This window comes from Rhizobium leguminosarum bv. trifolii WSM2297, from assembly GCF_000271845.1.
Window position 1 is genome coordinate 4,435,065 of the sequence record NZ_JH719395.1, and the last position, 12,591, is coordinate 4,447,655.

Consider the following 12,591-nt stretch of genomic DNA (forward strand, 5'->3'; position numbering starts at 1 on the left):
TAAAAACAGAGCAGGATCTCATATGAAAACCGCTCACGCTTTTTGGCATGGTGCTCTAGGTGCGGACGTCAGTCTCGAACCACCGGCGTAAAGCCCGTGGTGCCACGATCCACGCAAATAAGAGCGACGAGATAGGCGAAGATCGGATCCAAAGCCTTCTGATTGAACATGATGCCGAAGCTGCCGGTGATCACGTAGCTGCTGACGAGCAGCAGCGCGAGGGCAATGGCCAGATCCCGGCCGGGTCCGGCTTCCTTTCTCCATGCGCCGATCACTGGTGTTGCGAGCATTAGCGAAAGCGCTGCAATGCCGAAAATGCCGGCGTCGATCCCCGCGGTCAGAAAACCGTTGTGCACGTGCGAATAGGTCAGTTGCGGCCTTATGCTTTCGGGCAGCTCTGCCAGCACCGAAGCCATCCGGTTTTGCGGGCCATAACCAGTCAACGGGTCCTTGCTGATTGCCGATACTGCACCTTTATACAGAGCGAACCGTGCACTCAGCGACGTGACTTCGCCATCGCTGCGTTCGAGCGATGCCATATTTTCCTGCAGCGCTTCGATGCGATGGAGGATTTGGCCGCTGCCGAGGGCGATAAGTCCCGCAAACAGTAAGGAACCGGTGATGGCGAGGCTGCGCAAACTCAGATGGAAGCTGTGTTTGCGAAAATACCAGAGAAAGATGACGATATGAACCGGTATAACCAGCCAGGCCGAGCGCGTTCCGGAAAGCAGCACGCAGCCCAGGCCGGCGGCATATCCCAGTATGGCAATTCTTTGCTCAACGCTCTTGGGTGATTGAACGTTAAGAAGCGCAATACCGCCGAAAAGAACACCTATGACGCCCAGCAGTGCAGCGTTCGAAGTTCCGGCCTCTGCTCTCTCGAGCAGAAACATGATCTGCAGCAGGCTAAAGAGAAAGGTGACGATCATGCCGATACCGGCGCCGAGGATAAACAGCGGCACGAGGCGGCCGTCGGGAGATTGGCGCATCCGCGGCAATATCAGCCAGACCGAAAAGAAAGGCAGCAGCCGGAATATCCAGTCCAGTTCTTCGGAGTAGGGCGGATTGACGAATATGCTTGCGATCATCACCAGCGGGTAGATCGACATGCCAAGGGCAACCAGCCGGTCGGATCTCGACAGGTTAAAGGCCATGCTGCCTGTCGCCAGACAGTAGATGACCCACACCATCGAGCCCAGAAGGATGAAGGAATTGAAGTTCGGCGAAAGTCCGGGAAGGATTGCAAACAGAAAGACCGCAATGCGGTTGTTTCGATCGAGTGCGCTTCCCGCTCCATTTTCAGGATAAAGCACTGCTATCTTCAGTTGTCTGAGGTATTTCACTTGCCGATCCTGACCATGCTGATGCCGTCTCGCTAAGGACCGTAATCATCGCTGTCAAGTCGTTAATAAGGGGACAGCCGAGCCTTGCATATGGCTGTCGCAAACCGGCAACTGAGCATCAGCATGAGCCACGGCTCTGTTAGATGACGATAAGCAAATTGATGCGACTGCAAGCCAGTCCGCGTCGATTCGAACGCCTCACTGCACCGAAGGTAGTGGACGCCTGATCCGTGAGCGTCAACAGATAACAACGTTCCCACGGCCCCGTTCGCCCGGTTCCTCTTGCGGGCATGGCTCATAAGGCCGTGTCGGTTACGCATGCCGCATCCACGGTGCTTGTGGCGGGAATTCCAAATCGCCTGTCAGCCGTTTGACCAGAAGCTCCCGGATCTTGCGGCTCACCAAATATGGCTTCCCCTTCTTCAGCCACACGATCATCGCCGTGACCGTTCGGGCAACTTATTAACATTCGAACCGGCCGGCGTGACCAGTTCCTCACGGCATCGAGCCTTTCGTCCTTGTAGCAGTTGAAGATCTTGTAGCCGGTCTCACGCGAAATGCCGAATTTCCCGCATATCTCGCTCATCCCCTTCCCCTTCCAGACAATAAGCACCAGAACGTTTGACGTTCATCCATAACCGAAGTCTCTACACCTCCCGATCAAAACCGAAAAATGCAACCCAAGCCTTCGATATATATCGTCATCTACCTCTCAGGTCGGACAAACCCCATACCATCAGGCCCGCAACCAAAGTTGACAAAGCTTACACTTGGCATAATCCTTTGACGACTTGAGGCATCAGCTCGGCAAGCGGCTTGGGATACCCTGCCGTAGCCCCTCGCCCAGATGGAACAGAAGAGTTGTTAGACGGGAGGAGAATGATTCTCAAAGCCCGGCAACCGTAAAACAACTTCACCCCCCGGGAGATACTTGTCGGTGATAAGCTCCCTTTCGTTGGCAGTCGAATTGTGCGAAAGAGTGCAACTCGAACGGCTAGCGGCCTGTACATATTGAAGACGAGTTATGAAATTACCGATCAAGGAAAGTCTGGCACTTCTCGACCCGAAGACGCGCCGGAAGCTACCACTCATGACGCTGAGCTTTGCAGTTGCAGCAGCCTTGGATGCAATCGGCGTTGCGTTATTTTTTCCGCTTGTTCTCGCACTTGTCGATCCGGCGAGCTCCGCCAAGCTTCCGATGCTGGGACGATTTTTCAGTCCGACAGAGCTGGCCGAGCCGCGTTTCATCATTTTTCTGCTGGCTTGCCTGATTGCATGTGTTTTCGTGTTCAAGAACATACTCTCGGTGACTTTGCTCTCGTGGCAATACAAGGTTCTTTTCACTGCGGAAGCCGAACTTGGCAGCAGGCTTTACGCCAGCTACCTTCAAAGACCCTGGCCTTCCATCGCGAACAGAAACTCCTCTGAACTCATTCGCAATGCGTCGGTGTCCTGTAGCCAGATTTTCCTGACTTTCATCATTCCCTTGTTTACGATCATCGTTAATCTTTTGCTATTCTGCGTGATTTTCGTTGTCCTTCTTCTTGTTGATACACCGACCGCCGTTGGTGCGGCTATACTGGTTGCTATCTTCGGCGGCGCCTACTTCTGGGTCGTGAAAGCTCATCTTCATCGCATCGGCGTCCGCTTCCAGGATGCGAATTTCGAACTTCTGAACGAATTGAAGCAAGGAATAGGCGCCGGGCGTGAAATTCGAGTTCTGGGTAGACAAGACGAGTTTGTCAGAAGACTGCGCTTTTCGCGCGAGAAGTACGCCAATGCGCAAGCATTGCGGAATGTTCTGACGCAGTTGCCGCGGTACTATCTCGAAGTCGTTCTCGTATTTGTTGTACTGGCAATCATATCGATCATGGCTATTGTTCGGCCGGTCGTGGAAATTGCGCCTGTACTAGCAGTCTTTGGTTTTGCGTCGCTGCGACTTATGGATGCGACGAATGCAATCTTGGGGGCTGCGCAGCAGATGCGTATTGGCGCACCGGCCGTGATCGCAGTCAGCGCCGAGTTCCGTGATAAGGTCGTTGCCCAACCAGGTCCCAAAGAACTAGATCGTTCGCTCGAAAAGCCTGGCGAAACTGGATTGGTTCTGGAGAACGTGAATTTTGCCTATGGCCGAGGCGACCAAATCCTGAGAAACGTAGATCTTAGAATCGAATGGGGGGAATGCCTCGGCATCGTCGGCAAATCAGGAAGCGGCAAAAGCACTCTTTTCGACATAATGATCGGCTTGCTCCCGCCCACTGCAGGCACAATACGTTGCGACGGAAGTGACATCGCGCACCAGCGCGATGCTTGGCTGGCGCGGATAGGCTATGTTCCACAGTTCGTTTATCTGTCGGACGAGAGTCTTCGACAGAACATCGCGTTTGGTGTCGCGGAGGCGTCGATCGATAACAGCCGCGTTGCTAAGGCAATCGAACTCGCGCAATTGACCGATTTCGTTAATCAGCTCCCGCGAGGCGTTGTTACTCTGGTCGGCGAGCAGGGGGCCGCTATTTCCGGAGGCCAGCGGCAGCGAATTGGTATAGCGCGTGCGCTATATCACGATCCTGATGTCATCTTCATGGACGAGGCTACTTCTGCACTCGACAACGAAACCGAAAGCGCAGTCGTCGAGACCCTGGAATCGTTAAAGGGCGATAAAACCATTGTGGTCATTGCCCACAGGCTGAGCACATTGAAGCCCTGTGACCGGATTCTCCTTTTGGAGGATGGAGCGCTCCGACAATGGGGCCAGGCGAGCGAGGCTGTGGATGACGAGCACCAGGATTGCTCGGCTGGGGAGATGCAATGAACGCGCGTTGGTTGATCGTGGGTGGAAGCGGCATGCTCGGGCATGCGTTGAGTGCGTCGTTAATTGCCCGAGGCATCCAGGTTTGGGCAACCACGGGCAATCATTCCATGGCAGTATCCCAGGTTGCCTCTATACCCTTGGACCTTTCCAGCGATTTCGATGCGGGAACTCTCCTTCACCAGGTTAAGCCTGATGTCGTTGTCTATGCGGCGGGTCTGACCGATGTAGACAAATGTGAATCGAATGAGACTCTTGCTCGGCGCCTCCATGCTGGGGCTGCGCGTGAATTTGCGGCGGCCAGCGTGGGAACGTGCCGGTTCCTCTATATATCGAGCGATCACCTCTGGGACGGCGCGAGACCCAACGTCGCCGAGAGTGATCCAGTTCATCCATTGAACGCCTATGCCAGAACCAAGGTTACAGGCGAGCGAATGACACTGCAGGCGAATCCGGAAACACTAGTCTTACGCACCAATTTCTTTGGACGAGGGCTGCCTTGGCGCAAATCGCTTTCGGATTGGATGACGGATTGTTTGCGAGCAGGAGAGCCGCTAGGCGCATTTGCCGATGCCCATTTCACACCAATCGCGATGCCACTTCTCTCAGATTATATCGCCCGCTGCATGTCGAGCAACTTGTCGGGTGTCTATCATTGTGCGGGTTCAGAGCGGATTTCGAAATTCGAATTCGCCACCCGTCTGGCGGGCCGGCTCGGCCTTGATGAAAAACTCGTTGTTCCGCGCTTTCTTGCCGATGCAGGCTTGAAGGCCCTCCGTCCCTTAGACATGTCTCTGTCTACGCGGAAGCTCGCGGAAGTGCTGGGGCATCCGCTGCCGAATATATCGGCGAGCTTGGATGCGCTTTCCTATGAAAATGTCGCTTGAAAATCAGGATGACGTATTGAGCGAGCAGACCGATATAGACGTCTCGAAATGCAAAGTTCTGGTCTTCTGCGACTACTATTTGCCGGGATATAAAGGCGGCGGTCCAATCACGACCATCCGCAACCTCGTGACGCGGCTAGGCAATGAGATCGATTTTTCGATTTTCACCCGATCGAATGATCTCGGTGAAACGACATCGTACTCCGACGTTCCACACGATCTTTGGCACCTGTACGCCGGCGCCTCGGTTAGGCACGCAACCCCCGAAAATTTAACAGTTCCGAATATGCGGCGAATGCTGCGCGAGAAGAAGCCGGACGTCGTCTACATCAATAGTCTTCTTTCAAGAAAATTTTCGCTGCTTCCATTGATCGCCATTAGACTTGAAGGTCGCCAGATGCGGGTGGTTATCGCGCCTCGGGGGGAGTTGTCCGGTGGTGCGCTCGCATTGAAACAAACGCGGAAGAGGGTTTATCTCGCGATTCTGCGAGCCAGCGGTCTATTACGATCCGTCGTTTGGCAGGCGTCAAGTCAGTTCGAGGAAATGGATATACGTTCTGTTATGGGTAGGGCCGCTACAGTTGTGGTTGCACCCGATTTGCCGTCGATTCCATTGGAGCCAGCTGGCCGGCAAAGGAAGGCCCCGGGCGAGGCTCAGATAGTTTTTGTGGGACGTATTTCTCCCATGAAGAATCTGGTGGGCGCCCTCAATGTCTTACGTTCGCTCTCCGGGAATGTCATATTCTCTATTATCGGTCCGGTGGAGGACGAAGATTACTGGGCCGTTTGTAAGCGTAAACTGGCGATGCTGCCAGATAACATCCGGGTGGATGTTCTTGGGCCACAAAGCCCTGAAAGCGTTCTTGCATCGCTGTCTCGTTTCGATGCGTTCTTTTTGCCATCCTTGGGCGAAAACTACGCACATGTCGTTTTCGAATCCCTTGGCGCAGGTTGTCCGGTGATTCTAAGCAACAGGACGCCCTGGAGGGGACTCGCCGAAAAGGGTGTCGGCGTAGACGTGCCTTTGGAGGCACCGGAAGCTATGTCCGCTGCTCTTCAGCAAATCATCGACATGAATGAGAATGAACACCTGAAGATGAGGACAGCAGCCAAGGCTTATGCTCAGTCGATTCTGGCAGATGGCAAGGATGTCCAGGCTTCTCTTGCGCTATTTGATATCAGGATCCAATCGAACGGCCAGTGATTCTGACGATACTGCGTGTGGTGCGGCAAGGTTAGAGCCCACTGGCTTGCCTTGCATCCTGCCCAGTGATAACAGCGACAGAGTTTTGAAAGATCCCTCCGGTGTCCAATGTCGTTTGAAGCCACACTTACACGTCGACAAAACCTGAAACAAAAACTCCGCAACCGCGAGCGGGTTTTTGGCGGCTGGGTTTCTTATCCTGACCCGTCCATCGTCGAGACGTTTGCTCGGGCGGGTTTTGATTTCATCGCCATCGATATGGAACACACAACCATCTCGCTTGAGCAGGCCCGCCATATTATTACCTCCTGCCAAGCTGAGGGGACGACATGCCTCCCGCGTCCCGTGTCGCACAGCAACGACATCTTCAAACCGCTTCTCGAGGCCGGTGCCGATGGACTGATCGTCCAGATGGTCGAGACGAAGGAACAGGTCCGGGCTTTGATTGATCATGTCAAGTTTCCGCCGATAGGGCGTCGGAGCTATGGCGTTAACAGGGCGCACGGATATGGCTTCGATTTTGATCGATATATCACCAGTTGGAACGATGCATCGACCGTAATGCTGCAGGTCGAATCGATCGCCGGCGTTGAAAACATCGAGGAACTGCTGAGCTTCGACGAAGTCGATGCTGTTATGGTTGGACCATACGACATTTCCGGATCACTTGGATTGCCAGGCCAGACTAACCACCCGCGCGTCCGCGAGGCTGCGGCCAAGGTCGTTGAGGCATGCAAACGTCACGGAAAAGGGTGCTGCACCCAGGTTGCGCATGTGACGCCCGAGGCAGTTCAGGACGTTTTTGACCAGGGATATACCTTCGTTATTCTCGGCTCCGATCTGTTCGTGCTGTGGAAGTGGGCCGAACTTACGCGTTCGGTCGTCAATCAATTCAAGGGCGCGCAAAACAATGTCGAAATTCGTTGAGAAACTTTTCAATCTCGAAGGCCGTGTTGTTGCGATTACCGGTGGCGGTGGCCACCTATGCGGTGAAATGGCCCGTGCCTTCGGCGAGGCTGGGTGCAAGGTAGCCGTTCTCGATATCCGTCCGGAAAAGTCAGAAGCGGTCGCCGCGCAGATAAGGGATAGGGGTGGTTACGCCATCGGTCTTGCCCTGGACGCCACGAGCAAAAGCAGTTTCGAGACAGCTCTCGAATCAATCAACCGCGAATTCGGGGTGCTCGATATCGCCGTCAACGGCGCAGGTACCAACAGTTCCACACCGTTTTTCGAGATGGATCTGAAGGAATGGCAGGCGGTAATAGATTCTCAGATCACCAGCACCTTTCTCGGCTGCCAGGTTTTCGGTCGCCAGATGGTTGAGAAGCGCTCCGGCTCGATCATCAACATTTCGTCAGCTTCGGCGGGGCCACCATTATCGAGGGCGTTTCCCTACTCGGTGGCCAAGGCAGGCATCAAGAACCTTACGCAGAACCTTGGTCGCGAATGGGCCAAGGTTGGAGTGCGTGTGAATGCGATACGTCCTGGCTTTTTTCCGACCGACTGGAATCGAAAGAATTTCATCACCGCTGAACGCGAGGCTTCCATTCTTGGACACACTCCTATGGGCCGTTACGGCGAAGTAAGCGAGTTGGTCGGCGCGATGATTTGGCTTGCGTCTGACGCAGCTGGATTTGTGACAGGCGCAGAAATCGCTGTCGATGGCGGTTTCTCTGCGATGACAATCTAAGGCTGTGACCGTGAAAGTTGCAGTTGTCACTGGCGGAAGCCGCGGAATTGGACGCTCACTCGTCGAAGGCTTTGTCAATGCCGGGTACAAGGTGGTAGTTGGGGCTCGCAATGAAAGTGGAATCCGCGAAATATCGGAAACCCATGTGCGTTTTGAAGCCATCGACGTTTCGAATGAGGATGCGCACTGCCATCTCGTCGATACGGCGCTGGCATGGGGCGGCAAGATTGATGTCTACATCAACAATGCAGGCTTTTCGGAATGGCGCCCCCTAGAGGCGATCGACGAGTTGTTCTTCGATACGATGATCGACGTCAATTTGAAAGGCACCTTCTGGGGATGTAAGGCCGCCGCCGCCGCCATGCAGGAAGGCGGTTCGCTGATTAATATTTCCAGTCTTGCTGGCAAGCGCGGTAGCGCCAACAATGCCATGTATGTGGCTTCCAAATTTGGCGTGAATGGTCTGACACAGTCGCTCGCCAAGGAACTTGGCCCTAAGGCCATTCGCGTCAATGCGCTTTGCCCGGTACTCGTCCGTACGCCCGGGCTGATTGAGGCGCTCGAAACGGAATGGTCGCCTGCAAAGGGCAAGCCTGATGAGTTTCTGAAGGCATTCACGGTGGGAAATGCAGCCTTGGGCTGGTTGCCACGCGGCGAGGATGTCGCTGGAATGGCGGTTTTCTTGGCTTCCGAAGCCGCGGCGGCGATCACCGGCCAATGTATCAACGTGGATTGCGGCGTGTTTCCCCAGTAAGGTTTGTAAATACATGAAAGTCGTTGGTCTCATTCCTGCGCATCTTGCGTCGATACGCTTCCCGCGAAAGATCCTTTTTCCGTTTTACGGCGTTCCGATGATCGAACATGTGCGTCGCCGGGCGTTAATGGCAGAAGGACTTGATGAGGTATACGTTGCCACCTGCGACGAGGAAATCGCGACGACGGTAGCTGCGTCGGGCGGAAATGTTATCATGACCGCCAATACCCATCGGAACGGCACGAACCGATGTGCGGAAGCGGCTAAAATGCTCGATTGCACACATATACTATTGTTGCAAGGCGACGAACCTTTGCTGCTGCCGCGACACGTCTCGGCCATGATAGCAGCGATGCGATCTAATCCCGAAGGTGATGCCTGGAATGCTACCGCCCCCATCAGTGACGCCGGAGAACTCGACCGTCATTCTTTTGTCAAATGCGCCTTGGGGATGCATGGGCGGATCAACTTCTGCTTCCGGCGTTCGCCGTCAATCGCCCCTTTCGAGGCCCAACAGAATGCAATCCGCAAGATTCTGGGCATGATAGGCTTTCGTCGCGATTACCTGATGACAATCGCCGGCCAGCCCGCGACAACTTTCGAAAAATTGGAATCTATAGAACAGATGCGGATTGTTGAAACGGGTGGGTTCCTAACATCGGTTCCCGTTGACGAGAGCCTTCCTTCCGTGAACGAACCTACCGAAGCGCAACAAGTGCTGGATTATGTGCAACAGTCGGAGGAGCAGGCGGAATTACTGTGTCGGCTCCTCGCATGGTAAGGCAACGGTGGGCTTAGGTTGGCGATGACGGGAGAACAGGCAAATACGCGGCTGCAAGCGATAGCCTCGTCCGGAACCGATCTGTTGCGAAACGGTGCTAATCCGGCGGTTGTCGCTGCGCCGATGCTGCATTTTCGAAACGCACATCCAAACTCTCTGAAATTATACGCTGATGTGTTGCGGTCGCGTTTTACTGGCAGCCTCGCCCGCGCCTTTTTGCCAATGGCCTATCACAATCTTCTTCGACCGTTGGTTGGTGGCAAAGGGAGTAGGCTTCAGTCTGGTGATCAGTTGCCTGAGCGGACGGATATACTTTTCGTTTCACATCTTCTCGATGTCCGGCGTATGACGCAATGCGACGACATCTACATAGGCGATCTTGCCGAAAGGCTGCAACGCCACGGCATTTCATCGGTAAATGCCCTGATTGATCATACACAGAGTTCCTCGGCGCATATCTCGCAAAATTGGAGCCGGTCTCAGACCCCGAGAGTTGTGCTTCCCCGGCAGCTCGATATCGTTAATGAGCTGCAGATTTCAGCGCAGCTTGGGCGCGCGGCTCTTAGCCTAGCGAAGAAAAGCATTTCCGGAAACATAGAGTTGGCTCGGTTTGCTGCCCTGGACGCTTTGTCTCCCACCGCACGGGACGCGATGCGAATTGCTTATCAGATTGGCGAGTTGGTCAAGCGTTTAAATCCAAAGATCGTCATGACGACTTTGGAGGGGCACAGCTGGGAGCGACTTGCATTTCATGCCGCGCATGAAGCAGATCCCGCCACGGTTTGTATCGGCTATGCGCACGCACCTTTGTTTCCCATGCACCATGCTCTGACTGCCCAACTCGGCAACGGGTATGATCCCGACGTCATCATGGTGCCAGGCGATGTGTCGCTGTCGGTACTTAAGAACAATCCGACCATGTTAGGGAAGGATATTCGGGTTCTTGGAAGCGTCCGAAGTTTTGCCAAGGGCGAAGAATTTCCGAAGATGCCCACGTCGAGGGTTTGCCTTCTTCTTCCCGAAGGCCTGAACGATGAGGTTGCTGCGTTGATCCGGCTAAGCCTTGAGGCCGGTGCCAAATGTCCCGATGTTCGGTTTCGAATTCGGCTGCACCCTGCGATGTCGAAGGATCTTTTTTTTAGACAGCGGCCGGAATTTGCGAACCTACCCCCGACATTCGAATGGTCTAAAGAGCGCTCGTTGAACGCCGATTTAGCAGAAGCGAATTGGGCGCTTTACAGGGGAAGCACAGCAATTATCAGCGCGCCGCTCCTGCGCACGAAGCCGTTACACTACCGCGTTCCCGGCGAACTGGCAGATATCGATCCCCTGTTCGCGCTTGAAGGGTATCGTGAAAGCGTTGACTGTCCGGAGCAGTTGATACGAATCTTGTCGACTGAACACGTTGGCTCGGAAGCCGAGTTATCTGCCGCAATCGACTTTTGCACAAAATTTTATGTGCCGCTTCGCGAACAGGTTTTTGTCGATCTTATGCGTGGCCTCAAAAGTGATTTTTGAAGCAGACGGAGGTGATTCTCTTGCCAAGGTTTTTGACGCCGGATCCAGATTTAGCCAGCGTAAAATTGTTGACATGCGACGTTGATGGCGTGCTGACGGATGGAGGCATGTATTTCGGCTCGAACGGGCTCTCCTTTCTCCGTTTCCATGTTCAGGACGGAACTGGTCTCAAGCTGCTGATGTCGGAAGGAGTAGCAGTCTGTTTCATCTCGCAAAGCCAGAACGAGATCATTGCTCGGCGGGCATCCAGCCTTGGAGTGCCGTATTGTTTCCTTGGCGTGGACAACAAGTTGGCGCCGATCGTCGATTTGGCCGCTCAGCTTGGAATCGACTTCCAAGACATTTGCCATATCGCCGACGATATAAACGATTTGAGTCTACTCGAAAAAGTTGGCTTTCCGGTAACTGTTTCGGGCGGTGTGGCCAAGGTGAAGGCGGTTTGCCGCTACGAGACAAAAACGGCTGCCGGTCACGGGGCGGTCAGAGAGCTTTGCGAAGCGATCTTAGCCGCAAAAAGACTTGGGTAACTCGGTTGCCGGCTTGGATTGCGAGATCAAGCAAAGAAAACGCCGATCGGCTTGTTGTTTGCGCGGCTTTGATTTCTCATGTAGTGGAAACAATTTGCACGGTTCATTTGAACATGCGCATGCGTCATCGAGGTCGCGAAATGTGGAAAAACCGAGCGGTGATAAAATCATGCGGATACTGATATTGGGCGGCGACGGGATGTTGGGCCACCGGTTGCTGTTGTCGCTTCGTGATTGTCATACAGTCAAGGTGACGGTCAGACGTGCGCTGGCCGAGTACGAGGTCTATGGAATATTCGATCGGTCAAATGCGTTCGATCAGGTGGACTTGCGCGATCCGTCGCGCGTTTGTGAGGTGATGTCGGAGTTCTCTCCGGATTTGGTCGTCAACGCTGCCGGCATCGTCAAGCAAAGAGATGCGGCATCGGAAGCCTTAGTCAGTATCGAGATAAACTCCGTTCTTCCTCATAGACTCGCTGATTATTGCCGCTCTGTCGGTGCTTACTTCATACATTTCAGCACGGATTGCGTGTTCAGGGGCGACAAGGGGGGGTATTCCGAAACAGACATTCCCGATGCTGTCGATCTCTATGGCCGAACGAAGCTGTTGGGGGAGGTCGCTGACGACCACTGCATCACTTTGCGAACTTCCATAATCGGTTTGGAGTTGCATAGAAAGACGAGCCTTGTCGAATGGTTTCTCAGGCAGACCGGCGAGATAAAAGGTTATAGCCGCGCAATCTTCACGGGGATTACGACTACGGAGGCAGCCCGTCTCGTGGATTTCCTGACACCGCGTCTCGGGACACTCAGCGGCATTTACAACGCAGCCTCCCAGCCCATCGCGAAGTATGACCTGCTTTTATCCTTATCCGAGAAAATGGGGCGGACGGACGTAAGAGTTGTGCCCGACAGTAGTTTTCATTGCGACCGAAGTCTTTTAAATGACCGCTTGGCTGAAAAGACTGGCTACAGCCCGCCATGCTGGGACGCGATGCTTGAAGAATTGGCCCGACTGATCAGAGATAGACAAGCGTTGAACACAACGTCGGTCTGAGATTGCTAGAAAGAAGATCGC

At 54.1% G+C, this 12,591-nt stretch carries 12 protein-coding genes; 10 read left to right on the top strand and 2 right to left on the bottom strand.

Annotation, left to right across the window (positions count from 1 at the left end):
- Positions 1-68: 68 nt before the first annotated feature.
- Together RLEG4DRAFT_RS36660 and RLEG4DRAFT_RS39820 are read right to left on the bottom strand one after the other, a co-directional pair.
- On the bottom strand, positions 69-1,343 hold the full coding sequence (locus tag RLEG4DRAFT_RS36660) for an O-antigen ligase family protein (RefSeq protein WP_003584404.1): 1,275 nt from the start codon (positions 1,341-1,343) through the stop codon (positions 69-71).
- A 295-nt stretch (positions 1,344-1,638) separates the two neighbouring features.
- Positions 1,639-1,929, bottom strand: coding sequence for a helix-turn-helix domain-containing protein (locus tag RLEG4DRAFT_RS39820; RefSeq protein ID WP_125869680.1), 291 nt, complete (start codon positions 1,927-1,929; stop codon positions 1,639-1,641).
- 438 nt (positions 1,930-2,367) lie between these two features.
- On the opposite strand from RLEG4DRAFT_RS39820, the gene RLEG4DRAFT_RS36665 reads away from it, so the two are divergent.
- From RLEG4DRAFT_RS36665 to RLEG4DRAFT_RS36710, 10 genes are all read left to right on the top strand, one after another.
- A complete protein-coding gene (locus RLEG4DRAFT_RS36665; RefSeq protein ID WP_003584406.1) occupies positions 2,368-4,155 on the top strand; it encodes an ABC transporter ATP-binding protein in 1,788 nt (595 codons plus the stop codon).
- A complete protein-coding gene (locus RLEG4DRAFT_RS39630; protein WP_003584408.1) occupies positions 4,152-5,039 on the top strand; it encodes an SDR family oxidoreductase in 888 nt (295 codons plus the stop codon). The genes RLEG4DRAFT_RS36665 and RLEG4DRAFT_RS39630 overlap by 4 nt, the downstream gene beginning before the upstream one ends.
- Complete coding sequence (locus RLEG4DRAFT_RS36675; RefSeq protein WP_171898262.1) at positions 5,023-6,243, top strand: glycosyltransferase family 4 protein; 1,221 nt, start codon at positions 5,023-5,025, stop codon at positions 6,241-6,243. Before RLEG4DRAFT_RS39630 ends, RLEG4DRAFT_RS36675 begins: the two co-directional genes overlap by 17 nt.
- 108 nt (positions 6,244-6,351) lie before the next feature.
- Positions 6,352-7,170, top strand: coding sequence for an HpcH/HpaI aldolase family protein (locus RLEG4DRAFT_RS36680; RefSeq protein ID WP_003584411.1), 819 nt, complete (start codon positions 6,352-6,354; stop codon positions 7,168-7,170).
- Complete coding sequence (locus RLEG4DRAFT_RS36685; RefSeq protein WP_003584413.1) at positions 7,154-7,933, top strand: SDR family oxidoreductase; 780 nt, start codon at positions 7,154-7,156, stop codon at positions 7,931-7,933. The genes RLEG4DRAFT_RS36680 and RLEG4DRAFT_RS36685 overlap by 17 nt, the downstream gene beginning before the upstream one ends.
- A 10-nt stretch (positions 7,934-7,943) precedes the next feature.
- Entirely contained in the window at positions 7,944-8,687 is a 744-nt protein-coding gene (locus RLEG4DRAFT_RS36690) for an SDR family NAD(P)-dependent oxidoreductase (RefSeq protein WP_003584415.1), read from the top strand.
- Between the two features lie 13 nt (positions 8,688-8,700).
- On the top strand, positions 8,701-9,468 hold the full coding sequence (locus RLEG4DRAFT_RS36695) for a cytidylyltransferase domain-containing protein (RefSeq protein WP_003584416.1): 768 nt from the start codon (positions 8,701-8,703) through the stop codon (positions 9,466-9,468).
- A gap of 18 nt (positions 9,469-9,486) precedes the next feature.
- Positions 9,487-10,986 (top strand): hypothetical protein, encoded by a 1,500-nt coding sequence (locus RLEG4DRAFT_RS36700; RefSeq protein ID WP_125869681.1) that lies wholly within the window; start codon positions 9,487-9,489, stop codon positions 10,984-10,986.
- Positions 10,983-11,513, top strand: a complete 531-nt coding sequence (locus tag RLEG4DRAFT_RS36705) for a KdsC family phosphatase (protein WP_051040927.1) — start codon at positions 10,983-10,985, stop codon at positions 11,511-11,513. Before RLEG4DRAFT_RS36700 ends, RLEG4DRAFT_RS36705 begins: the two co-directional genes overlap by 4 nt.
- 142 nt (positions 11,514-11,655) lie before the next feature.
- Positions 11,656-12,570, top strand: coding sequence for a dTDP-4-dehydrorhamnose reductase family protein (locus tag RLEG4DRAFT_RS36710; protein ID WP_003584421.1), 915 nt, complete (start codon positions 11,656-11,658; stop codon positions 12,568-12,570).
- Positions 12,571-12,591: the final 21 nt, after the last annotated feature.